At 66.5% G+C, this 25,082-nt stretch carries 22 protein-coding genes; 13 read left to right on the forward strand and 9 right to left on the reverse strand.

The genetic code is table 11. From position 1 onward, the window contains the following. Window positions 1-18: 18 nt before the first annotated feature. From NA5_RS11680 to NA5_RS11690, 3 genes are all read left to right on the forward strand, one after another. Complete coding sequence (locus tag NA5_RS11680) at window positions 19-837, forward strand: MBL fold metallo-hydrolase (RefSeq protein WP_062984892.1); 819 nt, start codon at window positions 19-21, stop codon at window positions 835-837. A 288-nt stretch (window positions 838-1,125) separates the two neighbouring features. Continuing rightward, the gene (locus tag NA5_RS11685; RefSeq protein WP_062984894.1) at window positions 1,126-1,785 is read left to right on the forward strand and encodes a class I SAM-dependent methyltransferase; all 660 of its coding nucleotides are present in this window, start codon (window positions 1,126-1,128) and stop codon (window positions 1,783-1,785) included. Window positions 1,786-2,077: 292 nt separating this feature from the next. Further along, the gene (locus NA5_RS11690) at window positions 2,078-2,326 is read left to right on the forward strand and encodes an aromatic-ring hydroxylase C-terminal domain-containing protein (RefSeq protein WP_062984896.1); all 249 of its coding nucleotides are present in this window, start codon (window positions 2,078-2,080) and stop codon (window positions 2,324-2,326) included. Between the two features lie 95 nt (window positions 2,327-2,421). Here NA5_RS11690 and NA5_RS11695 read toward each other — a convergent pair whose 3' ends face one another. Further along, a complete protein-coding gene (locus tag NA5_RS11695; protein WP_371856400.1) occupies window positions 2,422-4,023 on the reverse strand; it encodes a DUF6882 domain-containing protein in 1,602 nt (533 codons plus the stop codon). Window positions 4,024-4,028: 5 nt separating this feature from the next. Continuing rightward, window positions 4,029-4,502 carry a MarR family winged helix-turn-helix transcriptional regulator gene (locus NA5_RS11700; protein ID WP_062984900.1) on the reverse strand — a complete coding sequence of 158 codons (474 nt, stop codon included), beginning with the start codon at window positions 4,500-4,502 and terminating at the stop codon, window positions 4,029-4,031. A gap of 41 nt (window positions 4,503-4,543) precedes the next feature. Here NA5_RS11700 and NA5_RS11705 point away from each other — a divergent pair, with 41 nt between their 5' ends. Then, complete coding sequence (locus tag NA5_RS11705; RefSeq protein ID WP_062984902.1) at window positions 4,544-5,455, forward strand: alpha/beta hydrolase; 912 nt, start codon at window positions 4,544-4,546, stop codon at window positions 5,453-5,455. Window positions 5,456-5,503: 48 nt separating this feature from the next. Here NA5_RS11705 and NA5_RS38780 read toward each other — a convergent pair whose 3' ends face one another. The 3 genes from NA5_RS38780 to NA5_RS11720 are packed head-to-tail and all read right to left on the reverse strand — an operon-like array spanning window position 5,504 to window position 9,611. Continuing rightward, on the reverse strand, window positions 5,504-7,501 hold the full coding sequence (locus NA5_RS38780) for a serine/threonine-protein kinase (protein ID WP_084484052.1): 1,998 nt from the start codon (window positions 7,499-7,501) through the stop codon (window positions 5,504-5,506). 53 nt (window positions 7,502-7,554) lie between these two features. Beyond that, a complete protein-coding gene (locus NA5_RS11715) occupies window positions 7,555-8,208 on the reverse strand; it encodes a response regulator (protein ID WP_062985230.1) in 654 nt (217 codons plus the stop codon). A 47-nt stretch (window positions 8,209-8,255) separates the two neighbouring features. Next, entirely contained in the window at window positions 8,256-9,611 is a 1,356-nt protein-coding gene (locus NA5_RS11720; RefSeq protein WP_084484053.1) for a sensor histidine kinase, read from the reverse strand. Between the two features lie 158 nt (window positions 9,612-9,769). Here NA5_RS11720 and NA5_RS11725 point away from each other — a divergent pair, with 158 nt between their 5' ends. The 3 genes from NA5_RS11725 (at window position 9,770) to NA5_RS11735 (ending at window position 13,403) form a co-directional block, all read left to right on the forward strand. Beyond that, window positions 9,770-10,123 carry a hypothetical protein gene (locus NA5_RS11725; RefSeq protein WP_062984904.1) on the forward strand — a complete coding sequence of 118 codons (354 nt, stop codon included), beginning with the start codon at window positions 9,770-9,772 and terminating at the stop codon, window positions 10,121-10,123. A gap of 74 nt (window positions 10,124-10,197) precedes the next feature. Further along, the gene (locus NA5_RS11730) at window positions 10,198-10,914 is read left to right on the forward strand and encodes an ABC transporter ATP-binding protein (protein WP_062984905.1); all 717 of its coding nucleotides are present in this window, start codon (window positions 10,198-10,200) and stop codon (window positions 10,912-10,914) included. Next, window positions 10,911-13,403, forward strand: a complete 2,493-nt coding sequence (locus tag NA5_RS11735) for an ABC transporter permease (RefSeq protein ID WP_062984907.1) — start codon at window positions 10,911-10,913, stop codon at window positions 13,401-13,403. Before NA5_RS11730 ends, NA5_RS11735 begins: the two co-directional genes overlap by 4 nt. Window positions 13,404-13,582: 179 nt before the next feature. Here the strand turns inward: NA5_RS11735 and NA5_RS39200 are convergent, their stop codons facing one another. Then, the gene (locus NA5_RS39200; RefSeq protein WP_062984909.1) at window positions 13,583-15,736 is read right to left on the reverse strand and encodes a serine/threonine-protein kinase; all 2,154 of its coding nucleotides are present in this window, start codon (window positions 15,734-15,736) and stop codon (window positions 13,583-13,585) included. A 263-nt stretch (window positions 15,737-15,999) separates the two neighbouring features. Here NA5_RS39200 and NA5_RS11745 point away from each other — a divergent pair, with 263 nt between their 5' ends. Then, on the forward strand, window positions 16,000-16,887 hold the full coding sequence (locus NA5_RS11745) for a serine hydrolase (RefSeq protein WP_062984911.1): 888 nt from the start codon (window positions 16,000-16,002) through the stop codon (window positions 16,885-16,887). On the opposite strand, the gene NA5_RS11750 is transcribed toward NA5_RS11745, so the two are convergent. Further along, entirely contained in the window at window positions 16,884-17,549 is a 666-nt protein-coding gene (locus NA5_RS11750) for a response regulator (RefSeq protein WP_062984913.1), read from the reverse strand. The genes NA5_RS11745 and NA5_RS11750 overlap by 4 nt on opposite strands. 140 nt (window positions 17,550-17,689) lie before the next feature. Then, a complete protein-coding gene (locus NA5_RS11755) occupies window positions 17,690-18,910 on the reverse strand; it encodes a sensor histidine kinase (protein ID WP_371856401.1) in 1,221 nt (406 codons plus the stop codon). A gap of 168 nt (window positions 18,911-19,078) precedes the next feature. Between NA5_RS11755 and NA5_RS11760 the strand changes: the two genes are divergently transcribed. The 4 genes from NA5_RS11760 to NA5_RS11775 all read left to right on the forward strand — a co-directional run bounded on the left by NA5_RS11760 (window position 19,079) and on the right by NA5_RS11775 (window position 23,449). Continuing rightward, window positions 19,079-19,813 (forward strand): hypothetical protein, encoded by a 735-nt coding sequence (locus NA5_RS11760; protein ID WP_062984917.1) that lies wholly within the window; start codon window positions 19,079-19,081, stop codon window positions 19,811-19,813. Continuing rightward, window positions 19,810-21,279, forward strand: a complete 1,470-nt coding sequence (locus NA5_RS11765) for an alpha/beta-hydrolase family protein (protein WP_084484054.1) — start codon at window positions 19,810-19,812, stop codon at window positions 21,277-21,279. The genes NA5_RS11760 and NA5_RS11765 overlap by 4 nt, the downstream gene beginning before the upstream one ends. Window positions 21,280-21,339: 60 nt before the next feature. Next, window positions 21,340-21,786 (forward strand): SRPBCC domain-containing protein, encoded by a 447-nt coding sequence (locus NA5_RS11770; RefSeq protein WP_062984919.1) that lies wholly within the window; start codon window positions 21,340-21,342, stop codon window positions 21,784-21,786. Window positions 21,787-22,207: 421 nt separating this feature from the next. Beyond that, window positions 22,208-23,449 carry an SGNH/GDSL hydrolase family protein gene (locus tag NA5_RS11775; RefSeq protein WP_218020078.1) on the forward strand — a complete coding sequence of 414 codons (1,242 nt, stop codon included), beginning with the start codon at window positions 22,208-22,210 and terminating at the stop codon, window positions 23,447-23,449. A gap of 19 nt (window positions 23,450-23,468) precedes the next feature. Here NA5_RS11775 and NA5_RS11780 read toward each other — a convergent pair whose 3' ends face one another. After that, window positions 23,469-24,056, reverse strand: coding sequence for a TetR/AcrR family transcriptional regulator (locus NA5_RS11780; protein WP_062984924.1), 588 nt, complete (start codon window positions 24,054-24,056; stop codon window positions 23,469-23,471). Window positions 24,057-24,163: 107 nt separating this feature from the next. On the opposite strand from NA5_RS11780, the gene NA5_RS11785 reads away from it, so the two are divergent. Next, window positions 24,164-25,042 carry an SDR family NAD(P)-dependent oxidoreductase gene (locus NA5_RS11785; protein ID WP_062984926.1) on the forward strand — a complete coding sequence of 293 codons (879 nt, stop codon included), beginning with the start codon at window positions 24,164-24,166 and terminating at the stop codon, window positions 25,040-25,042. Window positions 25,043-25,082: the final 40 nt, after the last annotated feature.

A 25,082-nucleotide genomic window follows, 5' to 3' on the forward strand; every position in this document is an offset into this window, starting at 1 on the left:
CAACACGACGGAGGTTCCATGCGTTTGATCTCGAGTGGCCAGCACCATGCCACGTTCGAATTCGGCGATCTGCAGGTGATCTCGTTGCGAGACGGGTACATCGACATGCCGCCGACCCGGCTCCGCGACGAGGATGGGCGCGCGCTCGATGAGCTGCCAGCCGCCGTGCCGCTGGCCGGTGACAACTTGCGGCTGTCGGTCAACGCCTTCTTCGTCACCGACGGCACGCGGTCGGTTCTCATCGACACCGGCGCGTCAAACGCCTGGCACGACCCCACCATGGGATTGATCTACGACGCGCTCGACGAAGCGGGAATCGACCGCGCGCATGTCACCGATGTGGCCATCACCCACAAGCACGAAGACCACGTGAGCGGCCTGATCGCGCCGGACGGTTCAGAGGCGTTCACCAAACTCGAGCGCGTGTGGATCGGCGCGGGCGACACCTCGGTATTCACCGGACGGCTCGAGCCGATCCGCGACCGGGTCGTACCTGTGTCGGAGCAGATCGCGATCAACGACTGGACCACCGCGATCCCGACACCGGGCCACACACCCGGTCACACCGTCTACGACGTCAGGAGCGGCACCGGCCACCTTCTGGTCTGGGGCGACACCGTTCACGTTCCCACGCTCCAATTCGATCAGCCGAAGGTGTCCTGGGAGCTCGACGGCGACCAGTCCCAGGCCCGCACCGCGCGAGCCGCCCTCCTCGAACAACTGACCCGACCACACCACTTCGTAGCCGGCGCCCACCTCGACTCACCCGGCATCGCCCGCGTAACCCGCTCCGGCGATGGTTATGCGCTGGAATACCTTGCACCACCGATCGGCTGATCGAGCTGTCGGCTCCGGGCTGCGCTCGCGATGGCAGCCAAGGCTCGTAGCCATCCAGGTAAATGAATGCCGCATCCGCCAGTGGCGACAGGTCGGCACGCTCCAAACTGGCGACAACGCCCGGCAATTGGGCGAACCAGGTGCGGGTGTGCTGGTCGCCAATGCCGTTGGCAATCAGCAGGCAGAGCGGGTGGCATCGGCGGCGGGCATCACCAGGCCGCGCGCTTACCATCGGCACGGCGGGGGCACAGTGAACCAGGGGGCGGGCCTGAGCGAAGAGGACAGAGCATGAGCGGACGTACCCCCAGCCAGTGGGAAGAGCTCACCGCCGCCGACCCCGCGCATTCGACGTGGTACGTGGAGCGGTTCCGAGCATTGGCGGCCGAGGGCACGGATATTGTCGGGGAGGCGCGGCTGGTCGACGCGATGCTCGACCGCGGTAGCCGAGTTCTGGATGCGGGGTGCGGTCCGGGGCGTGTGGGTGCCTACCTGCACCGAGCTGGCCACGTCGTGGTCGGTGTCGACGTCGACCCGGTGTTGATCGCTGCGGCGGAGCAGGACTATCCGGGTCCGACCTGGATAGTCGGCGATCTCGCCGAACTGGACTTGCCGGGCAGTGGGATCGCTGGCGACTTCGATGTCATCGTGTGCGCGGGGAACGTGATGACGTTTCTCGCGCCGTCCACCCGGGAGTCGGTGCTGGCCGGGTTCGCCCGCCATCTCGCCCCAGCCGGTCGGGTGGTTGTGGGGTTCGGCGCCGATCGTGGTTACGAGTTCCCGCAGTTCCTCGCAGACGCCGAGGATGCCGGGCTCACGGTGGATTTGCGGCTGTCGACGTGGGATCTACGTCCATTTACCGACGAGTCCGACTTTCTGGTGGCGGTGTTCTCGCGCGCCGTATCACCGCATATCACCGAGAACTCGGCCTCGACCCAACCGCATGGCTGACAGCACGGCCAGCACCACATGTGGGATGTGGTAGCGGTCGCGCACTCTTCGACGCCGCAGCGTCATTGCCTGAGCACATCGAGATCATCGGCTTGGACCTCGTCGACTACTTCGCCGGACCCGCCCACCCAAAAGTCGAGCTGATGACCGGCCGGTGCTGACATGGCAGCCGCAGGCGCCCGTGGACCTCATCACTGCCGTCCACGTCGCTGGACGCCCTGGCAATCAATCGAGCGAACTCCCCTCCCTTTCAACATATATCGCTTGTGGCAAGAGCCGGTGGTGCCGCACAATGGGCAGCCGATGCCAGGACCTGCGGAAATCCGGAATCACCGAGACCGCGTACACACGCGGCCGCGCGCTGACGACGGGGACGCACGGCGACTGGGCGGCAGAGAATGGATGTATCACCGATCCCACTGCGGCACTGGATTTTCCGGCGATCTTGCTACGCCCCGACGGCCACGTCGGCTGGATCGGCGAGCACCAGCAGGACCTCAACGACCACCTATCCCGCTGGTTCGGCAAGCCCGCCAACTGATTTCACCTGCGCAACCGAAAGCGCAGGCGACCACGCCTGTCTCGGGGTGAGATCGGCGGCATCTCGGTCCACCGGACTCGCTCACGTCCGCTGGGCTACCGCTGCCCGGCGAATGCCTGCCCGATCAGACCATATCCGGTACGGCTTACCGCGCCATCGACATCGAATTCAACACGTACTTCGTAGAGGCCGAAGTGACCCATCAATAGCTGCGGTTCACCCATGAAAAGCGTTGGGATGCCATAGTGTCGGAAATAGCCGACCACCATCTCGCGCATTGTGCGATATCGGTTCTCGGGATCGGTCAGCGGATGCAATAGATTCGCTGTTGCGTCGAATACTGCGCAGGCTTTGTCCGGGTCCGGTCGGGGCACGGTGATGCGTTCGTCGGTCAGGGCCAAGGCGCGGTAACCATCGTTGTCGGGAGCGAATGCCCAACCGACCCCGCCGCCCAGCTGTACCGCCGCGGACGATAGGAGGTCAGCGATATTCTCCGGGGCAAAGGCCACGGGGGTGAGGTCCACGTGGTCCGAGGCGAGATGTTCGGCACCGTATTCGTGTGCCATCCGACGGACCTCCGCACTGCCCCGCCAGTTGTTGTCGGCCCACGTCCACACTCGGGTGCCGCGGTCGTACCGGCCGATCTCCGTAGCGGCAATCGAGAGTTCGGGCAATTCTACGAAGCCGAACCGACCGTGCATCGGGTCCCAGGTCGAATGCGGTCGCTCCACATCACGTAGTCCCTCTGCGAAGTCGAGCAGTCCGCCTTTGAGCCCCATGGCGACAGCCGTGGCAGGGCCGAGTTCGGCGAGTAGGGCGTCGGGGATGAATGGAGGCAGACGTCGAGCGGACTGGTGTGGCGCAGACCCGGCCGGTTCGTACGGAGCCCCGTCCGGGCCGACCATCCTCATGTCGAGGATGTTGTCGCGCGCAGTGATTCGCGCGATCAGTTGGTAGCCGCCCGGCAGAATCAGCTCGATCCCATCCGGTATCGACTGAGTCGACAACCCATGCAACTGCGCGTATCCCGTGATCACATCCCGGGTGCCGTCGCCGGGCAGTAGTAGGGCAGCGATCCGCAGCGACTCGGCCACTCGCTCCGGAATGGGTTCGGCGTATGCCAAGTCCTCGTCATCGGTGACCAGGTAGGTGTACGCACGTCCACCGTGATTGAACTTCAGCGACCCGCGCGCCCTCAACACTCCGAGCGCGATGAGCGACAGATGATCGGCGGCGAGTTTCGGATCCGGAAATCCCTTCAGATCGAGCAGGCCCTCGGTGAATTCCGGAATTCCCTGCAGCACACCGATATCCCGCAGCCGTATCGAATGCTCGACGCCGGGCATCCCGGCGAGCTCAAATTTGGCCCAAGCCCACATAAAGGTCAGATCTTCGGCGAAAGTCCCCAACTCCCCGGACCGACCGAGCGCACGATCCCCGACCCACGCCGTCCCGGTCTCATGGTCGATACGCATAGGCCCGTTGGGTACCTGCGTCTGAAACACCGAATATTGATCGATTGCCCCACCCAGATATCCCCGTGCAAAGGACAGCAACGCATCACTGAAAGTGTCCACGCCACAAGCTATCAGAGCGTTGCAATCGCTCCGGCGCTTCAACGCGTCAAATAGAATCCATCTGCTGGCATTAGTTTGGGCAACCCCGGACCGACTGTTGAGCTGCGGGTAGGTGGCCATGCCGATCAACCTGCGGGCAGGCCGACCTGGTCACGTTCCAGCGCGCCCCGCAGCTGCGAAAGGGCCTGCGCGACAGTCGATAACGAGGATTCCGAAAGAGTGCTGCCGAGCAGTTCGTTCAGCCGCTCGGTGAAGGTTGCCTCCGCCGCCTCGACCAGTCGCGCACCGTCGTCCGTCAGCGCCAGCAAGGACGACCGGCGGTCCGATGGATTCGGTTGCCGCGCAACCCATCCCTGGTTCTCCAAACGGTCTACACCCTTGCTCATCGCACCGACACCCGCGGCGAACTCGCTCGCGAGATCGGCCACCCGAGCCCCGGGGTGCTCACGCAGAAAGCGCAGGGACTCGAACTGCGAGGTGACGATTCCATGTCGCTCACGGAGGTGGTCGTTGAGCGCGTTGTACAGCCGCGTCTCGCACCGGACGAGATCGGCGAACAAGCCCGGCGGGACGATGGCACCGCCCGATTTATATTCCATGGCATATACTGTAACGGAAGATACTTCTTGGGAAGGTACACATGAGCAAGAAACAACGGGCGAAGATCGACGCACTGCTGCGACAGTCGCGCCCCGCAGGGCCTCGATCGGTGGAGGAGATCCGCGCGGGATTCCGAGCGCTGATGGCCCACATGAACGTGCCGCCCGAGGTACGCACCCGGACCACGTCCCTCGGCAGCCGCCGCGCCGCGCTCGTCGAACCGGCGAACAGTGCGCGAGCCGGGACGATCCTGTACTTCCACGGCGGCGGCTTCGTCTACGGCTCGCCCGAGACCGCGATGTCGCTGACCGCGAACCTGGTGACCCGCACCAGATTCCGCGCCTTCTCGGTGGACTATCGGCTAGCGCCCGAACACCCGTTCCCGGCCGCGATCGAGGACACGCTGAGCGCCTACCATGCCCTGCTCGACAGCGGCGAACACCCCTCGTCCATCGCGTTCGTCGGCGACTCCGCGGGCGGCGGCCTGACCATCACCACCTGCCTTGCCGCCCGCGACGCGGGGCTGCCCCTCCCTGCCGCGATCGTGGCGTTCTCACCCGGGCTCGACATGACCCGGGCGGGCGAAAGCATGGACACCAAAGCGGGCGTCGACCCGTTGTTCACCCGGGCAAGCCTGGAACACACCGGTGCGATGTATCTCGCCGGACATGACCCGCACCAACCCCTGCTCAGCCCGGCGACCCTCGCCGACCTCAGCGGCTTCCCTCCGATGCTCCTGCAGGCAGGCACCAACGAAATGATCCTCGACGACTCCACCCGGCTGGCCGCCCGCGCGCGAGCGGCAGGCGTCGACGTCATCCTGGACATCACCGCCGAGGTACCCCACGTGTTCCAGTCCTTCACCGGCATGCTCGACGAAGCCGACGAGGCCCTGGACCGCGCAGCACACTTCCTCGGCCAGCGCATCCGGCATCGGTACACCGAGAAGTAGCCGGAAGCGGGAAATAGGCCGCCGCCGCTACGACACCGGTTGCCCGCGTCAATAGACGTAGACCACCGCGTTTTCACCGCCGGTGCAGGTGACCAATTGCCCGTCCGCTACACAGTTCATGGTGTAGGTGCGGCCGGTGACCGGGCTTGTGGCGACCACTGAGCGCGATGAGCGTGAGACGTTCGTGGCGGCGGATTCGGCGTAGGCCTTGCGCACTGCTTCCGCGAAACCGCAACTGGTGACCGCGGATCCGGTGGCGGATTGGGTGTAGCTGCCCGAAACGGGTTGGCCGTTCGTGCAATTCGTCGCGCCCGCGGGCAGAGTGACCGAGGTGGGGGCGGCCTTGGTGGTCGAGGTCGACGGCGGTCTGGTCGCACCGCCGGTGGTGCCGGTGGCGGCCGTCGTGGTCACCTGTGCGCCCGCCTGAACATTCGAATCCCCGGATTTGCCGGAACTGAGCACCTGCCAGCCTATGGCGCCGCCGACCGCGAGCACCACAATGACGAAGACGGTGACCATGATCGGCAGCATGACCGATCGATCCTGTCGATACGGATCCACGGCGGGATCCTGCTCGTAGTAATCGTCTTCGTGGTCGGGCGCGACATAGCCCTGCGGCGAGTACTCGGCCGGTTGCGGCGAGGGCCGGTAGGGGTTGGGCGTCGCATGGGCGGGGCCGCGCGGCGGCTCGAACGGCGGTGTGCCGGAGAAAGACTGCGGCAACGGGACACGGCGTGTCTCCGGAGCGGACGAATCCTCTTGCACGCCATACTGTTCCGCGTACCCAGCCGACTCCGGATACCGCTGGGTCCGCTCGGCCTGCGAGTACGGCGGTTGTTCCGGGTAACGCTGGGTCGGCGGAGCCGCCGGATCACCCGGGTACCGCGGTGACGGCAAATGCTGCGGAACCTCCGGCGGGGACTCCTCGTACAGATGCGCATCCGGAAACGGGCGCACCGGCCGACCGACCCCGGGCGTCCCGAACGCCGGACCGGCGGGCTGCTGCGGTGGCAACGGGGTGAACTGCAGATCGGCAAGCGACACGACCGTCGGCGCGGTCGGATGGATCACCGCGGGAATCGTTCCCGTCGACTCGGCGGGCGCCGCCGGACTGCGGTGCACCACAGCCTGATCCGACGGACCCCGCGACGGATCGGGCGGCCGCACGATCAGTGTCGGCGTATTGGCGGCGGGCGCCGTGCCGAGTGCGGCTCTGGCCGCGCGCGCCAGATCAGTCGCGGTCGGGAAGCGATCGGCGGCCTCCTTGGCCATGCCGCGGGCGATCACCTCGTCCATTGCCGGGGGAACTCCCGGTCGCTGCACGCTCGGTCGCGGCGGCGCCTCGGTGAGATGCGACCGGATCAGCACACTCATGCTCCCGGCCGGGAACGGTGTTGCCCCGGTGAGGCATTCGTGCAGTACACAGGCGAGCGAGTAGATATCGGCGCGACCGGTCACCGGTCCGGAATCGAAGCGCTCGGGGGCCATGTAGGTGTAGGAGCCGATGGCCGTGCCCGCCTGGGTCACGGCGCTGTCGCCCTCGGTGTGGGCGATGCCGAAGTCGACCAGGTAGGCGAAATCCGCCGCGGTGACCAGGATATTGGCCGGTTTGACATCGCGGTGCACCAGACCGTCGGCGTGCGCGGCGTCCAGAGCGGCGGCGATCTGCTCGATGATGCCGATCGCGCGCTCGGCGCTCATCGGGCCCTGATCGCGCAGTATTTCGCGCAGATCGGTGCCGGGCACCAGTCGCATATCAATGAACAACACACCGTCGATCACGCCCCAGTCGTGAATCGGGATGATGTGCGGTTCGGCCAGCCGGGCGGCCGCCTGCGATTCGCGACGGAAGCGCACCTGATAGACGGGGTCCCTGGCGAGTTCGTCGGACAGCAGTTTCACCGCGACCACGCGGTCCTTCACCGTGTCGTACGCCTCGTAGACCTCGCCCATACCCCCTTTGCCGAGCAACGCTCGCAGCTCATACGGCCCGAACCGACTACCGACTCTCCATCCAGGTCCGTCCACCCCGTCAATCCTCCACATCCCGGGCAAGATCGCCCATCACCAGCTCCGGGTATGCGCGATCCGGCTGCCCGTCAACCCGTGGATTGTCCTGGTGCAACCACCCCGTGGTCAAACGCGAACACGATCGCGGCGGCCCGGTCCCGCAGCTCCAGTTTGCCGAATATATGCCCGACATGGCTCTTGACGGTGACTTCCGAGATGCCGAGTTCGCGTGCGATCTCGGCATTGACGCGGCCGCGGCCGATCAATTCGAGCACTTCGTACTCGCGCGCCGTGAGTTCGGCGAGTCGGCGGTCGTCGCGAGCGACGGCGGGGCGAACCGTCCGGTAGGCCGAGAGCACTCGACCGGTGACCGACGGGTCCAGCCACGCCCCGCCGACGGCGACCGTTCGGACGGCCCGGATGAGATCCTCGGCGGGGGAATCCTTCAGGATGAATCCGGCGGCTCCGGCCCGCAGCGCGCCCGACAGCAGCTGGTCGTCGTCGAAGGTGGTCAGCACCAGCACCGGCGGTGCACCGTCGCGCGCACGCAGCATCCGGGTCGCGTCGATGCCGCCGACGCGCTTCATGCGCAGATCCATCAGCACGACATCGGGTCGGTTGGCCGCGATCGCGGCGGGCACTTCATCGCCGTCGGCGCATTCGGTGACCAGGAAACCGTCACGCCGTCGCAGAATGCGCCGCAGCCCGCCGCGAACGAGTTCCTGATCGTCGACGACCAGCACGGTGACGGGCTCATCGCCACCGGCCGCAGCCCCTGTCGTCACGCGCCCTACCCCACCGCGCCGTCGCGGCGCATCGCATTCGCGGCCCCGTGGATCACGTCGGGCAAGCCGCACGACATCGACCAGGCCCGCGCGCCGCTCAGCGGGAATTCGGCTCGTACCGTCCAGCCGTCGTCGTAGGGACCGGTCTCGAGGCGGCCACCGAGCAGTTCGGCGCGCTGGCGCATACCGGATAGTCCCATCCCGCCGCCGAGATCCGGCGGCAATCCCCTGGGCAGCGAATTGTTCACGATGAGCCGGGCCACCGACGAGTCCACCTCCAACAACACGGTCGCGGTCGCGCCGGGCGCATGTTTGATCACATTGGCCAGGGACTCCTGGCCGATCCGATAGAGCGCGAGTCCGACCGCCGCGGATACCGCGGACAGATCCTCGGTGCGGGTGTAGTGAACATCCAATCCGGCTCCGGCGAAGTCCCCGACCAGGTCATCGATATCGCGGATACCGGGCTCCGGAACAAGTTTGGACGGCCGGGCATCGAGCAGGCCGATGGTGCGGCGGATATCGGCCATGGCCTGCCTGCCGAGTCGCTCGGCGTCGACCAGCGCGTCCACCGCTTCATCCACGTCGCGGTCGGTCTGCAGCGCATGCCGGGCGGCGGTCAGATGCAGCAGGGTGATGCTCAGCGAATGTGCGATGACATCGTGTACCTCGCGCGCGATCCGGCTGCGTTCCGCGTCGGCGGCGCGTTCGGCACGGATCTGTTGACTCTGGCGTTCCTGATAGAGGAATTTGCGCTGGTACTGCAGCATCACGCCGACCAGCCAGCCGAGGGCGATCCCGACGATGTACATCTGCAGGCCCTGCAACCGCTGACCCGTGACGCTCCACATCAGGTGACCGGCCGCGTCGAAGGCCATCAACTCGAGCACCGCGATCACCGCGAACAATGCGCTGAAGCGTTTTCGGACGATGGCCGCAACTTCGCCGACCATCACCACCAAGATGAACGGGGAGAAGTCGGACGAGACCGGCTGGGTGAGCATTATCGCCGTCGCGACCAGGCCGGAGACGGCGAGCAGGACCGGGCTCGGTGTGACGCCGAAGAAGCAGAACAGCGGCACCGAGGCAAAGACCAGGACGAGCGCGAGAATCGGCAGTGCGGTCGGAAAATATTCGTGCCGCTGGATGACCGCGCCGACCCCGACCACGAGCAGCGCCGCATCGGCGCTGATCATCACCGACGGCGGGTAGTCGAACGGCAACTCTTCGAGATTGCGGCGCAAGACGGCGACCGGGCTGCGCACAAAGGCCCCGAACCGATCCCGGACGCGCCCACTCTCGCGGAACGGTATCGCCGGTTGGGCGCCCGCCGACGAGCCGATGGCGTGGGTCACATCCATCTTGTAAGGCTAACCGCCAGGTCGGGGGCGGTGCATCGTGCTCGGAGCGGGCCGCGGCTCCTACCGCGGTAGGAGATCGATTCGCTTCCCTGGCACGAAGACACCGAATTTTGCCGTCCGTAGCGTGAGATCTACCAAATCACGGAAGGGCATATGCGATGTCCGAACAATTCGAGCGACACGTCAGTCGCAATGGATGGGAAGATCACCACCGTCGAACCGAGGTCGTGCACACCGTGCTCACCCGCGCGGCCATCGACCCGGCCAGTCCCGACCTGTTCGCGGAGATCCCGGAACTGGACCGGCTGTTCGGCGGACCGGATGGCCTCTTGCTCGCGCTGCGATATCGGTGGAATATCCACCTCGACGTGAAATTGGACCAGGCGCTGGTGCAGGGCCAATCCGCGGTCGAGGCCTATCTCGAACTCGCTGCCGAACAACCGGTCCTGCGCGCCGTGCTCGACGCGCAATATCGCCGCAAGGCGCAGGCAGCCGAGGCGATGGCACGATAACGCGCCGGTGCGACACTGCGGTGCAGCACAATCGACCAAGATCGAATAGTTGAGAAAGAGGGTGGGGGACCGCCATGTCGAACCAGGCCATGCTGGAACTGACGGATATCACCAAGGAATATCGCGTCTGCGAACAGGCGGTGCGCGCACTGGACGGCATCAGCCTGCGCATCGAATCCGGTGAATTCACCTCGATCATCGGACCGTCCGGCTCGGGCAAGAGCACGCTGCTGCATCTGCTCGGCGCGCTCGATACCCCCGACTCCGGATCGATCCGCTTCCAGGGCGAGGAGATCGGCGGCCTCGACGATGAGCGGCAGTCCGAATTCCGCCGCCACCGTGTCGGTTTCATCTTCCAGTTCTTCAATCTGCTGCCGACCCTCACCGCCTGGGAGAATGTCGCGATCCCGAAGCTGTTGGACGGCACCGGATTGCGCAAGGCCAAGCCGCGCGCACTGGAACTGCTCGATCTGGTCGGGCTGAGCGAGCGCGCCGCCCATCGCCCCGCCGAATTGTCCGGCGGTCAGATGCAGCGGGTCGCGGTGGCGCGGGCGCTGATCATGGATCCGCCGCTGATTCTGGCCGACGAACCGACCGGCAATCTGGATTCCAAGACCGGTGCGTCCATCCTGAAACTGCTCGGCGATATCGCGGGCAACGGCAATTCGGTGGTGATGGTGACCCACGATATGGGCGCTGTCGAATATTGCGACCGGGTTATCACGTTGCGTGACGGGCAGCTCGGCTCCAATGACAAGGTCGATATCGCCACGCGGACGGTGCGCGCATGATAGGCGCGGCATGGGATCGGCTGCGGCTGTTCAATATCGGTGAACTGCTCGCCCACCGCGGCCGCACCATCATGTCACTTGCGGTGATGTCCATTTCGGCATCGCTGCTGGTCGCGGTGTTCAGCATTTCCGGTTCGGTCACCGGTTCGGTGGATCGGCTCACCCACAGTCTCGGCGGCAAGGCCGTGCTGGAGGTCACCGGGATCACCGACGCGGGCTTCGATCAGCGGGAACTGCAACGCGTCGCGACCACGCCCGGCGTCGACAAGGCGGTGCCGATGTTACGCGCACAGGTCGGATCCGGAGCGGATAAGGCGCTGCTCATCGGCGCGGACGCCAGCATTACCGCACTCGGCAGTGATCTGGGCGGGCCGATGGCCGCGCAGGCGAGCAAGTTGCTCACCGTGCCGAACGGCGTCCTGGTCGGATCCGGGATGGGTCGCGCCGAGGGTGAACAATTCCCGCTCGGGTCCGGAACTGTCACCGTCGCAGCGGTTCTCGATAAAAAGACCTCCGAGCAACTCAACGGCGGCCATATCATCGCCGCCCCGCTCGGGCTCGCGCAGAAACTCACCGATCGCGTCGGGCGCCTGGACTCCATTCAGATCATCGCGGCCGATGGCACCGATGTCGACCGGTTGCGCGAGACGCTGACCGAGGTGGTCGACGGCCGCGCCGTGGTCGCCGACCCGGGGCTGCGCACCGCACAGGCGGGTGGCGCCATCCAGATTGTGCGGTACTCGACACTCATGGCCTCGGCGGCGGCGCTGATCGTCTCGGCATTCCTGATCTACAACGCGATGAGTATGGCGGTCGCCCAGCGCAGGCCGGTGTTGTCCATGCTGCGGGCGATCGGCGGCAAGCGCGGGCCGATGGTGCGTGATCTGCTGGTCGAGGCGGCACTGCTCGGCGTGCTCGGCGGCTTGGGCGGCGCGGTGGTCGGCGCCGCGATGGGTGGTGTCGCGATCGATAGACTTCCCACCGCCATCATGCAGTCGGTGGAGGCGCGCACCGAATATATGGTGCCCGGGTACGCGATTCCGATGGCGATCGGCGCCTGTGTGTTGGCCAGCGTGCTGGCGGCCGCCATCGCGGCGCGGCAGGTGTACAAAGTCGAACCGATCGAGGCGCTGGCGCCGGTGGGAGTGGCGCGCACCGACACGACGAGTGCCGCACTGCGCTGGTCCTCGATCGTGCTCGGCGTCGGCCTCATTGTCGGCGCGATCGTCATCGCCGAGGCCGATCTGGGCCGCCTGTCGCTGGCGTCGATCTCGATGTCGTTCGCCGGGGCGGTGACGCTGTGCTTCGCCGCCACCGGACCGCTCGTGCGGGGCGCCGCGGCGATCGCCGGACGCTTCGGCGCACCGGGCACGCTCGGTGCCACCACCCTCGAACGCGCACCGCGGCGGGTGTGGGCCACCGCGATGACGGTGATGATCGGTGTATCCGCCACCGTCGCGATGGGCGGGGGCTCACGCAATATGGTCGATTCGGCCACCGCTTCCTTCGCGGGCTTCGGCGATACCGATCTGTTCGTCAGCACCAGCTCGATGGAGCAGTTCCCGACGGGTCCATTGCTGCCCAGTGGATTACGCGAGAAGATCGCCGAGGTGCCGGGAGTCAAGGAGGTCGGGCCCGCGCAGATGGCCTTCGCAACCCTCGGCACCGGTCGGGTGATGTTGCAGGGGTACCCGAGCGAGGCGAACGAATCCGAGACCGGCTCGGTGAGTCGAGAAGTCATGGCCCACTTGGCCGCCGAGGACGGTGTGGCGATCTCGCGGGATGTCGCGCGATCGCTCGGCGTCGGCGCCGGGGCCGAATTGACCCTGCCGACCCCGACCGGCAACCACACCGTGCGTGTGCTGGATGTGATTCCGTATATCTCGGCCATCTCCGGCGTGGTCGTGATGAATCTCGACCAGATGCGCGCGTGGTATCAGCGACCGGGTGAAACCGTGCTCGCGGTGCATTTCCAACCGGGCGTGGACAAATCGGCGGTGCGGGCCGCGGTACGGCGCGTGGTGCCCGCCGATATCCATGTGGATACCGGCGCAAAGGCGGTCGTCGCCATCTCCTCCAGCCTGCGGCAGGGCTCCGCGATCAGTTACGCCATTCTGTGGATCGTGGTGTTGGTGTCCACCGTGGCACTGCTGAACACCCTGATGCTCTCGGTCCTGGAACGCCGCCGCGAACTCGGCGTACTGCGGGCGATGGGCACCAGTCGCAAATTCCTGTTGCGTTCGGTGCTCGCCGAGGCTGTCGGCATCGGATTCATCGGCGCGGCAATAGGTCTCGTGGTCGGCGCGGCCATCCAGTATTTGGCGACCGTCGCCGTCGGGCATGCGCTGACCATCGATATCGCGTACCAGCCGAGTCCGATGCTGCTGGTGTACGGCACCGCCGCACTGGCATTGGCGCTGCTCGGATCGATTCCGCCCGCATTGCGTGCGGCACGGATGCCGATCGTGGAGGCGTTGGCGGTCGATTGAGTTCGATAGGACTTTCGCATTTGCTGCGAAGCCTGATCGCCTGTCGGATAGGCAATTACGCCCGCACGGCGGCGAGCACGAATCGAGCTTCGGTCGATCTCGTCTCGAGGGCGTCGTCGAGTCAGCTGCTCATCTGCCGGAATTCCGAGACGAGACCAAATCAGGTGCGCGGCAGGTGATTACAGCGGCGCAGCGTCCCACCACGCAGTCAGCGCGTCCTGGGCCGTTGGGGTCGGCGGGACGGTTTGCACTCCCCCGGCGGTGCCGTGATTGCTCACGTACACCAGGAAATTCGCGCGGGCGGGGTCGGATTCGAAGCTCACTACCAGTTTGGCTGTGTGGTAGAAGGGCTGGAGCGGGCCGGGCGGGTCTTCCACGGTCCAGCGGTGGGTGTTGACCGGGATTCCACTTTTCTTCCCGGCCGTTGCGACGTTGGCAGGTAGGGCCTGGACCACGGCTCGGGCGTCGGCGGCGGAGGCGTATTCGATGATGGTGTAGCTCATCTGGGTGGTGGTCTGGGTTTCGCGATGGCATTCCCATGCGGTGACCCAAGGACTGGATTTGAGGGGTTCGTCCTCGATTCCCAGCGGCTCCCCGGCCTCGGATGCCATGCAGCGCGCGTCTTGATAGGCCTCACCGAAGTCTTCCTTGCCCTGCGGCACCAGATTCGGAAACAGCCTGCGGCTCTTGGCAAGTGCATCGGACGCAGCGGCCGCCGTGGTGGAGGTAGCGGGTGGCGGCACGGCGGCATCGGGCGGTCCTTCCGACTTCCAGCCGACGACCACGAGCGTGCCGAGCACCACGACCACCGCGACCACGATCCCCACGGCGATCCAGCCGACCAGCACCGCCGTATTCCGGCCATGGTCCGGAGTCGGTTGCGGGCCAACGGCATTCGGGCCGAACGGATGCGGTGCCGCGCCAGGCGGCTGTTGCGTCGGCTGTCCCGGCATCGGTGGTCCCTGAGTCGGCTGAGCCGGAATCGGCGAGCCCTGCGCCGCTGGAGCCTGCATCGGTTGGCCCTGCGCCGGTGGCCCCTGTGTCCCCAGCTGCGGCGGAACTGCCTGCTGCGGTGCCGCCGGATATGCCACAGCCTGCGGTGCCGCCGACTGAGGTGAAGCCTCCGGATACGCCGCGGCTTGCGGTGGCCCCTGCGTCGTCGCCACATCTGGCTGCGCCGGTGCCATCGAATACCCCGCAGCCTGCGGTGCCCCTTGCGCCGGAGACCCCTGCGCTGGTGCACCCGGCGGCGCCTGCTGCGCCGGGTAACCGGCAGGTACCCCAGGCCCCATCGGTTGCTGTACCGGTGGATAACCCTGCGGCGCACCATATCCAGCGGGCCCGACCGCCTGCGTGGACTGCACGAAGGCGCCCGGATCGGCGCCACCGAACGGCGCGGACCCAACGGCCTGTCCCGGATACCCCGGCGGGAACCCGGGATTCACCTGCACGGTGGCGACCGGCGGCGCGGTCAACGCCTTGCGGGCCGCGGCGGCGAATTCGGCACAGGTGGCGTATCGATGCTCGGGACGTTTGGCCATCGCCTTGGCCAGCACCCCGTCCAACGCCGGATTCAACCCCTGCCGTCGGGTCGCCAATGGTGCGGCGACATGTTGCAGATGCCCACGGATGATGTCGTTCGGATCGGGCGCGTCGAATGGCGCCATGCCGGTGAACAGCCAATACAGCGCGCAAGCCAGCGAATACTGATCGGTGCGGTTGTCCAGTTCCGCGCCGGTCATCTGCTCAGGCGAGGCATAGGACAGGGTCGCGCTGAACATGCCGGTCTGGGTCAGGTGGGTGGAGTCCTCGCGTAACCGGGCGATGCCGAAGTCGGTCAGGAAAACCCGCTCGCCCTGCCCCCCGCTGGAACGGGCAAGCAGGAAGTTGGCGGGCTTCACATCCCGATGCAGCACGCCCATGCCGTGCGCGTAATCCAGTGCCGCCGCGACACCCTCGATGATCTGCACCGCCCGCTCCGGCGGCAGAGTCATCGGGTCGACGGTCGCCGCGTCGACGCCGTCGATGTACTGCATGGAAATCCAGAGCTGATTGTCCTCGGAGCCGCGGTCGTAGACGGCGACGATATTCGGGTGGTCCAGATGCGCGGCCAGATCGGCCTCCCGCTCGAAGCGCGCACGCACCTCGGCGTCGGCGAACAGCTCCCTGTTCAGCAGCTTCAGCGCCGTCTGCTTACCGAGTCGGGGGTGTCTGGCCAGGTACACCGAGCCCATTCCCCCCTGGCCGAGCAGCCGCTCCACGGTGAACCCGGCGAACACCTCACCGCTGTTCAGCAACGCGACCCCCTTCAGGTGACTGCGGCCATCGGACATCGGTCGTCCGAGCGCGTAAACAGAGTTGTGAGCCTACCGGGTAGCCCCTTGGCCACGCCGTTTCGAATTCTCCGGGAAAATCGGCGAAACTATCAACAGCGCGTCATCACCGTGTCAGCCGCTGGCATGACCCGGTGCTGATCGCGCGACGTCCGGTCACCGACCGGGCGGGTGTGACGAGGATGTTTTTCGCACCACCGATGGAACAACGGGTGTCAGGTTGTGGTGGTGCGACGAACGCGGCGGTGAGGTCTACAAGAACGATGGTGAATTATCGGGTGGCGCTGCGCGGCGCGGCACTCACGGTTTTGGTCACACTCACCTCCTGTTCCCTCTTACCAAGCATCCACGACGCACCCGCGGAGCCGACGCTACCTGTCGAACGGCCCGGATCCTGGCATCCCGGCTGGTCGATCTCGCGACCCGATTCGCTGGCCGCCGATTTCACCCAGTTGCAGCCGAATCTGCTCGGACAGGTCGGGATGGCGATCATGCCGGTCGGCGGCGGCCGGATGACCATCTTCGGCGACTGGACCAGCGGCATCGCCTGGTCCACCATCAAGGTGCCATTGGCCATCGCGGCGCTGCGGCACGACCCGACCGGCGTCGTCGAATACGCGCACGAGGCGATCACTGTCTCGGATAACGATGCGGCAGAAGCGCTCTGGGAGTCCCTCGGTGACGGCGAAGAGGCCGCGCGGGCCGTCCAGGGAGTCCTCGACGAGGCCGGTGACGCGCTGACCAATGTGTACGGACCCAAGACCAGTCTGGATTACACCGCATTCGGCGCGACCGAATGGACGCTGGCCAATCAAGTGCGCTTCGCCTCGCAGCTGCCGTGCCTGCCCGAATCGGCCACCGTGATCGAGCTGATGGAACAGATCACGCCGGAACAGCGTTGGGGTCTCGGCACCATCGAGGGCACCGAATTCAAGGGCGGCTGGGGGCCCGACGACGAAACCGGCGTCTACACGGTCCGTCAGTTCGGCATCGTGCCGACTCGATCGGGCGGTGTCGCGGTCGCGCTTGCGGCGCAGGCGGATTCGGGCACCTTCGAGGATGCGACCGCCCTGCTCGACCGGCTGGCCCGGCTGCTCTCGCGACATCTCGACGATCTCAACGGCGGTAAGTGCCAGCAGCAGCCGCGCTAGCCAGGGGTGACCAGACCCGATTCGTAGGCGAGTACGACGGCCTGCGCGCGGTCGCGCAGATTCAACTTCGAAAATACCTTGGAGACATGGGTTTTCACGGTCTGCTCGGCGACGAACAGCGCGGTGGCGATTTCGGTATTCGACATGCCCTTGGCGATCAACTCCAGCACCTCGCGTTCGCGCGGGGTCAGTGATGCCAGCGCGGGTGTGGGTTTGACGCGGCTCGCGGTGCGACGGCGGGTGACATCGGCGATCAGGCGGCGGGTGACCGTCGGGGCGAGCAGCGCTTGGCCGTCGGCGACCACACGCACCGCGCGCACCAACTCCTCGGCGGGCGCGTCCTTGAGCAGGAAGCCGCTGGCGCCGATGCTCAGCGCCTCGTAGACGTAGTCGTCGATATCGAAGGTGGTCAGCATCAGCACCCGCACCGGCGGGTCGAATCCGGCGGCGAGGATGGCGCGTGCGGCGTCGAGGCCGTTCATCTCCGGCATGCGCACATCCATCAGCACCACATCCGGGCGCAGCCGCTTTGCCTCGGCGACGGCGACCTTCCCGTTCGGCGCGTCACCGACCACGCTGATATCGGATTGCGCGGCGAGCAGGGCGCCGAAGCCCTGGCGCACCATGGCCTGGTCATCGGCGATCAGAACAGTTATTGCCACGAGCAGAGCCTATCCGCCTACTCGGGCCGTACGAGCGGGGTGCCACATGAGCTCAGGTGCGCGGCAAGTCCGGGCGTAGCCGATCAGGTGGCCATGTCCGTTCGAAATCAATTGCACTGCAGTAATTTTCAGATATATACTCAATTGTCTTCGGCGGCAGTGACCGTGGCGATCAGCGCCGGATCCAGCCCCGCAGCGATCGGCAGCCGTGCCCGGACCTCGAAACCGCCGTCCGCACGGGGTCCCGCCGATACCTCGCCGCCGACCGCGAGCGCACGCGCCCGCATGCCCGCGAGACCGTGGCCACCGTTACCGACCGGGCGGGCGACGGTGGAGCTCAGGGCATTGCTGACGGTCAGCCGCAGTGCGTCGCCGCCGATCACGATCGAGACCCGCACCGGTGCGCCCGGAGCGTGCCGGGAGGCGTTGGACAGGGACTCCTGCACGATCCGGTACAGCGCGAGACCGACCGAATCCGGTACCAGATCCAGCAATCCGTCGACGGTCCAGTCGATGCGGACACCGGCGCGGCGGGCTCCCTCGAACAGCCCGACTACATCGGCGGCCTTCGGTTGCGGCGCGTGTTCGGGCAGTTGGCCGTCGCTGCGCAGTACGCCGAGCATGCCGCGGATCTCGTTCAATGCCTCGCGGGCGGTCGCGCCGATCGATTCGAATTCCGCGCGGGCGGCGGGAGTCACGCCCTCGACCCGATACGGCGCGGTCTGGGCCTGCACCACCACGAGGGACATGTGGTGCGCGACGACATCGTGCAGGTCGCGGGCGATGCGGGCCTTCTCCTCCAGGATGGCGCGCCGGGCCCGCTCCAGTTCGTTCTCCTCCTCCTGGGCCAGCAACTGCTTGCGCGACTGCACCAGCCAGCGCACCAGCATCGCGAACAGCACGACGGCTGCGAAGGCGATGGGCCAGGCCCATGCGGCGCCGGAGATATCGCCGTCGCTGGTCATCGTGGTGGCCAGCAACAGCGAGGTGGCACCCCAGGCGACCGCGACGATCGGGACCGCCGCGCGCAGGGCCACCGCGAACAGCAGCGCGAACAGGCAGAGGATGTGCACCACCTGGATCGGGATCGCATTGTCCGGCTGATTCGGTATGGCCATGGCGATGAGCAGGGCCGAGCCCGCAGATATCGCCCAGCCCAGCGCCGGGTTGAGCCGGATCAGCAGGATCGGGAACGCGGCGAGCGCGGCGATGAACGGCTGCACCGCGATCGGTACGTCATGGGTGATGTGCAGGGTCGGCCACGCGACGGCGTAGCAGATCACCGCGACCAGCACGGTGCACGCGTCGAACCACATCCGCGCGTTCATGCCCTTGACCCAGCTACGACGTTCTTCCCGCATGTCTACGACAGTAGGAAGTCGTGCGGTCGGGGTCCTCATACCCACGGGTGAATTCCGCTCCAGTACCGGAGTGGGAGGACCCGCGTGCGCTCCCCCGGCGGCACGTGCCGGTAAACCGCTCCGCGGCGTGAGGTGGCGTAGCGGCGTGCATTCCTAGCGTCGAGCACCATGAGCACATCGACCATCGATGCCCGAACCCGATCCATCGCACGACGCTGTGCCGCATCGACCGCCGCCGCGCTGACCACCATGGCGGCCACCATCATGCTGGCGCCCGCGGCGCATGCCGCCACGGTCGAGCGGCCGGTGGAGAATGCCTCGGCCGGTGCGGCGGTGGTCGAGCTGACCTCGGGGGCGGGTTCGACCGCTGTGATTCCCGCCGATTTCGCGGCGGGGTTCGGTTATCGGCCTGCCGTCGTCGATGGGCTGGTGGTGAATCCGGGCGGGGAGTGCTCGTCACCGGTGACACTGCCCAACGAATTCGAAACGGCTTGTAAGGCCCATGATTTGGGGTACGACCTGCTGCGCTACGCGGCCGCGCGAGACCAGCCGTTGGGCGGGTGGGCCAGGCAGGCGCTGGATGCGACGTTGGCCGCGCATATGCACGAGGCGTGTGCGGCGAGGGAGGACGGGCTTTCGCGGGCTCGGTGCGACGTGATGGCGAGTATCGCGAGTACGTTCGTCGATCTGAATTCGCGGCGGCAGGACTATGGGGCGCCGGTTGTCGAATCCACGTTCGGGGCAGGGGATTCCGGGCGTAGCGGGTGGATCGTCGGTGGCGGTCTGATCGGGCTCGGGGCGGCCGGATTCCTGCCGTCCGTCCGGCGGCGGCTTGGCTCTGCGGGAGCGCGATGTGCGGGTGGATTCACGAATCACCTCGGCACTCTGATGGTTCAGAAATGACCGCGACCAGAACGTTGTCGGCCCGGGAGGATTCGAGCACGAAGGCATCTCCCGGCACCGCCGACAGCCGCACCAACGAGACATATGGTGCCGGTTGGCTGGTCCACTCATGGAAGATACTTATCGCCAAAGGTTTTCACTGTGCTACGCGGCCGCGCATCGGCACAGCACTCGCGATCAGCATCGCCACTGCGATATCGCTGACGCCCAGCCTGCTTCCACGCACTCCGAGTGCCCAGGCCACACTGACCGGGCTGCTCGTCGTCGTTGCACTGGCCATTGCGGGATTGCTTCGATTTGCCTTGCGGCGCTTCGATATCAACAGGCGGCTGTACAAATTCCGCAGGCCATTGGCCGGTTTTGCCGCGCTCGCGGTCGTCGGCATGGTCGCGCAGGCAAACCATTGGCAGAATCAGTTGCGTACAGCGATGGATACGGCATTGATCGGTCCGGATTATTGGCTGTGCTGGGCAGCCATATCCGCAGTAATCGTCGGTGTATTCATCGGAATCGCCCGAGGAACTGGATGGTTCGTCCGGAAGTTGGGTTGGGCGCGCAGCATCGCAGTGGGCGTTGCGGCGGCGTCGGTGCTCTACCTCGTCGGAGTGCCCGCGACGATCGACTGGCGCCGCAGCGCCTATGCCGCCGCCAATGCGGAGATCGATCCCGCCCTGGTACAACCGGTTTCGTATTCTCGGTCCGGAAGCGCCGAATCCGCGATCGACTGGTCGTCGCTGGGTGCGGAGGGGCGCAAGTTCGTCACCGGATCGCCCGCCGGACCGATCCGGGTGTATGTCGGACTCGACTCCGCGCCCGATCTCGATTCCCGTGTGGCCCTCGCCATTCGAGAGCTGGAGCGGTCCGGCGGATTCGAACGGTCGAATATCGTGCTCGCGGTCCCGACCGGGTCCGGGTGGATCGATGCGAATGCGGTTCGCGGCTTCTCCGAACGCTTCGGCGACGATGCCGCCCTCGTCGGGATGCAGTACTCCTATGCCCCGAGTTGGGTGAGCTTCGTCTTCGGGCGCGACGATGCGGTCGCACATGCACGAGCGCTGTTCAATGCTGTGGAGCGCCGCATCGGCACGCTCGAACACAAGCCCAAGCTATACGTGTACGGGCAGAGCCTCGGCGCGCTCGGCGGCAGCTCGATATTCGCCGATGACGCCGACCAGGACCGTCGGACCTGCGCGACGCTATGGGCGGGCCCACCCGCCGGTCAGGTGCGTCGGGCGGGGGCGACGGTACTCGCCAACAGCTCGGATCCGGTGGTGCATTGGTCGCCGTCGCTGCTGTGGCGCGCACCCGAACTCCGCGATGTCCGAATTGATGCCCCTGTGCCGCAATGGCTTCCGGTGATCAGCTTCCTGCAGACCAGCGCCGACCTGCTCGCCGCACTGAACGCGCCGCCGGGCCACGGCCACCGCTACGGCACCGATCAGGGCACCGCTATGGGCACATGCTGACCCGCGACTTCGCTGCTGAGATGCTTGATCGGCTTTAGAACTTGTTCTAATTTGCTAACCATGCCCTTTGTCATCGATGCCACCGTCGAGATCGACGCCCCCGCCGAACTGGTGTGGCAGGTGATCACCGACCTCCCCCGCTACGGCGAGTGGAACCCCTTCTGCATCGAATGCCGCAGCACCCTCGTTCCCGGCGAACCGATCGATATGCTGGTCGCGCTCTCGAGCGCCAAACCGCGCCGCCAGCGCGAATGGATGGTCTCGCACACCCCGGGCACCGAACTCAGCTACTCGATGAAGCCGGTCCCCCTCGGCGCCCTGCACAGCCTGCGCGCACACCGAGTCACCCCGCTCGGCCCCGATCGCACCCGCTACGAATCCCACTTCGAACTCGGCGGCTGGCTGTACCCCGTGGTAGTGGCCGCCCTAGGCAAAAACCTCCAGCGCGGATTCGCGGGCATGACCGAAGGCATCCAAACCCAAGCCGAATCCCTCCGCGCCCACTGACCGCTCACCTCCCAAACAACGGTGCGCTGCTGCCGCACACTTCCGAGCACGACGCACAACGACACGCCGCACGACACGCCGCGTCCCGCATACGAACTTATGCGGGAACGCGTGCGTCGGTTCAGCCGGAGGCGCGGCTCGAAGTCGGCACTGAACCGCGCGGCGTGGCCGGGCCATGCTCAGACGAATTCGGTTGGGAGGGATGGACTAGTGAGCACCGTGGTGGTGGATCGGGGGTCATGCGCGGCGTCACCACAGGCGATGTGCCACGGACGCGCGTGAGATGTGCGGAGGTTCGGGGTCGGTTGGGTGAAGTGTGGTCGGGTGCTGTTCGGGGTATGGGGGGAATGTGGATTCGGGCTGGGTGGTTGTGTGGACGGTCCGGTGATACGGATCGGACCGCAACAGAATGGGATTCGTCTTGCGTAGAGTTCGCGCCCTGGTAATGATGCTGCTGTTGGTGTTGCCCGCCGCCGTTGTCACCGCGAGCGCGACGCCACCGGAACACTGCGTTTGGACGACGGTCTGGGCGACCTCGGCGCACCGGCCGAGCAAGGCATTCGTGGCCAATTGGGCCGAGACCGGATTCGCCAATCAGACTGTGCGCCAAGTGGTCCGGGTCAGTGACGGCGGTCCCGCCACGCGGGTCCGGCTGACCAACCGGTACGGGACGACTCCGCTCGCGGTCGCGGGCGCGACCATTGCCCGCAGCGCGGCCGATGGCGCGATCCGTCCGGAAACGGTGCAGCATCTGACGGTCGGCCTGGCACCGTCGTTCCACATCGCACCGGGAGCCGATCTCGCGACCGATCCGGTCGCCCTGCCGCTGGCGCCGCTCGAGTCGGTGACCATCACGCTGTACCTGGCCGAACCGACCGGCCCGGCCACCCAGCATGCCCAGTCCTTCGCCACCAGCTACCGGGCCGCTGGCGACCACCGCGCCGACGCGACCGCCGCGGCGTTCACCGAGACCAGCCAATCCTGGTACTACCTGGACGCGGTCGAGGTCGCCGATGTCGCGCCGCCGCGCTCCGCCGTCGTGGCCTTCGGTGATTCGATCACCGACGGTGTCGGCTCCACCGGTAACGCCGACAACCGCTACCCGGACGAACTCGCCGAACGCCTCGCCGCCGCGGGCACCCCGCGTGCCGTGCTGAACGAGGGCATCGGCGGCAACCGCGTCACCGTCGACTCCACTTGGCTCGGTGACAGCGCCCTGACCCGGTTCCGCCACGACGTGCTCGACCACCCCGGCGTAGGCACCGTGATCATCCTGGAGGGCACCAATGACATCGGCCTCAGCTCGGGACTGGCCGCGCTGGACACCGTCGTCGACGTCTCCGCCGAACAGCTCATCACCACCTACCGCGACCTGATCCGCCAGGCCCGCGCCGCCGGACTCCGCGTGCTCGGCGCGACCATCCTGCCCTTCGGCGATTCCCCCTATTTCAACGCCGCCGCCGAAACCAAACGGCTCGCGGTCAACGAATGGATCCGTAGCGCAGGCGAATACGACGCCATCGTCGACCTCGACGCCGCCCTCGCCGACCCGGCCAACCCGCACCGCCTGGCCCCCGCCTACGACAGCGGCGACCATCTCCACCCCAATGACGCCGGGTACCGAACCATGGCCGCCACCATCAACCCCGCCGACATCCGCTGAGCCGACCGCGACCACCAGGTCAGGGCGCGAGGTGGTCCAGCGCGGCTTCGAGGGTGGCGTCGGCATAGGAATCGGTCAGCCCGGGAAGGCCGAGGGACCACCGGGTTTGGATCGGCCCGAGGAGTAGATCGATGGCGAAGTCCGAATCGATATCGGAGCGCAGTTGTCCGGCTCGGACGGCAGCAGCGAGGCGTTCGGCGATGGCGGCACGCTGTGGCAGCAGGAGTCGCTCGCGGTAGGCGGTGGCGAGTTCGCGATCCTGTTGGATCTCGATGTACATCGCGCGCAGGAAGGCCTCGAAGCTCGGATCGGTGAGCTCGGCGATCGCACCCCGGAGCAGTTCACGCAGGTCCGCGCGGACGTCACCGGTATCGGGAAGGACGAGACCATCCGGGCCCGAATAGAGTTCGAGCATCGCGTCGAAGACGACGGCGCCCTTCGACGGCCACCACCGGTAGATCGTCTGCTTGCCGACTCCGGCACGGGATGCGATGGCCTCGACGCTCAACTTCGGGTAGGGCAGCTCACGGATCAGTTCGGTGGCGGCGCCGAGAATCGCAGCTCGGGCGCGCTCGCTGCGCCTGGCTGTGCTGGGAGTTTCGACCATACGCGACTCTACCAATTACGAGACGAAACGTCTCGTCTTGACAACACGGGTTGCGACTGACATGGTCGTCGAACGAGACGGAGCGTCTCGCGACGAAGGGATCGACAATGACCAGAACCTGGTTCATCACCGGCGCGAACCGCGGGCTGGGACGGGCGTTCACACTCGCCGCCCTCGCCAGCGGCGACCGCGTTGTCGCGACCGCCCGCGACCCACGATCGATGGCCGATATCGACGACGACCGATTGACGGTGCTGCCCTTGGATGTTCGCGACCGCGACCGCGCGATCGCCACGGTGGACGAGGCATTCGCGCTCGCGGGCAGTATCGAGGTGATCGTGAACAACGCCGGATACGGTTTGGTCGGTGCGGTCGAGGAACTGACCGAAGCCGAGATCCGCGCCCAGATGGATACCAATTTCTATGGCGCACTGTGGGTTTCGCAGGCCGCGGTGCCGCATCTGCGCGAACAGGGCTCGGGACATATCGTGCAGATCTCGACCGTCGGCGCGGTCGGCAGTCTGCCGCTGTTCAGCATGTACAACGCGAGTAAATGGGCGCTGGAAGGTTTCGGCGCATCACTCGCGGATGAGCTGCGGCCCTTCGGAATTCACGTCACGCTGGCACAGCTCGGCGGGTTCGACACCGATTGGGCGAAGTCGAGCATGAAGTTCGCGACGGCGCTCCCCGCGTACAAAGAACTGCGTACCGGCATCCTTGGCATGCCGGACTACCCGGATCCGACCGCCACACCGCCGGTGACCGATGCGGCCGCCCACGCCGAGCCCACACCGGACACCGAAACAACGGAATGGGTGGAAGCGGCGCCGGAAGTCGCCGCCGCGGAATTGATCGCGCTGGTGAATATGGCGAACCCACCGGTACGCAAGGTAATCGGACCCGGTGCACACCACATGGTCGCGATGGCATTGGACCAACGCCGCCAGGACTACCTCAGCGATCCGGAATTCGTCTGGCCCGCATAGGGATGTCCGGAGCGCGCATTCCCGTCGGGATCGAGACGGG

Source organism: Nocardia anaemiae NBRC 100462 (genome assembly GCF_001612725.1).
Lineage (GTDB): Bacteria > Actinomycetota > Actinomycetes > Mycobacteriales > Mycobacteriaceae > Nocardia > Nocardia anaemiae.

Coding starts and splice junctions, on each gene's coding strand:
- NA5_RS11680 (WP_062984892.1), top strand. CDS start 19: ATGCGTTTGATCTCGAGTGGCCAGCACCATGCCACGTTCGAATTCGGC.
- NA5_RS11685 (WP_062984894.1), top strand. CDS start 1,126: ATGAGCGGACGTACCCCCAGCCAGTGGGAAGAGCTCACCGCCGCCGAC.
- NA5_RS11735 (WP_062984907.1), top strand. CDS start 10,911: ATGATAGGCGCGGCATGGGATCGGCTGCGGCTGTTCAATATCGGTGAA.
- NA5_RS11720 (WP_084484053.1), bottom strand. CDS start 9,611: ATGGATGTGACCCACGCCATCGGCTCGTCGGCGGGCGCCCAACCGGCG.
- NA5_RS11690 (WP_062984896.1), top strand. CDS start 2,078: ATGGGCAGCCGATGCCAGGACCTGCGGAAATCCGGAATCACCGAGACC.
- NA5_RS11705 (WP_062984902.1), top strand. CDS start 4,544: ATGAGCAAGAAACAACGGGCGAAGATCGACGCACTGCTGCGACAGTCG.
- NA5_RS11745 (WP_062984911.1), top strand. CDS start 16,000: ATGGTGAATTATCGGGTGGCGCTGCGCGGCGCGGCACTCACGGTTTTG.
- NA5_RS11725 (WP_062984904.1), top strand. CDS start 9,770: ATGTCCGAACAATTCGAGCGACACGTCAGTCGCAATGGATGGGAAGAT.
- NA5_RS11695 (WP_371856400.1), bottom strand. CDS start 4,023: ATGGCCACCTACCCGCAGCTCAACAGTCGGTCCGGGGTTGCCCAAACT.
- NA5_RS11700 (WP_062984900.1), bottom strand. CDS start 4,502: ATGGAATATAAATCGGGCGGTGCCATCGTCCCGCCGGGCTTGTTCGCC.
- NA5_RS11770 (WP_062984919.1), top strand. CDS start 21,340: ATGCCCTTTGTCATCGATGCCACCGTCGAGATCGACGCCCCCGCCGAA.
- NA5_RS11755 (WP_371856401.1), bottom strand. CDS start 18,910: ATGCGGGAAGAACGTCGTAGCTGGGTCAAGGGCATGAACGCGCGGATG.
- NA5_RS11785 (WP_062984926.1), top strand. CDS start 24,164: ATGACCAGAACCTGGTTCATCACCGGCGCGAACCGCGGGCTGGGACGG.
- NA5_RS11760 (WP_062984917.1), top strand. CDS start 19,079: ATGAGCACATCGACCATCGATGCCCGAACCCGATCCATCGCACGACGC.
- NA5_RS11730 (WP_062984905.1), top strand. CDS start 10,198: ATGTCGAACCAGGCCATGCTGGAACTGACGGATATCACCAAGGAATAT.
- NA5_RS39200 (WP_062984909.1), bottom strand. CDS start 15,736: ATGTCCGATGGCCGCAGTCACCTGAAGGGGGTCGCGTTGCTGAACAGC.
- NA5_RS11765 (WP_084484054.1), top strand. CDS start 19,810: ATGACCGCGACCAGAACGTTGTCGGCCCGGGAGGATTCGAGCACGAAG.
- NA5_RS38780 (WP_084484052.1), bottom strand. CDS start 7,501: ATGTGGAGGATTGACGGGGTGGACGGACCTGGATGGAGAGTCGGTAGT.
- NA5_RS11780 (WP_062984924.1), bottom strand. CDS start 24,056: ATGGTCGAAACTCCCAGCACAGCCAGGCGCAGCGAGCGCGCCCGAGCT.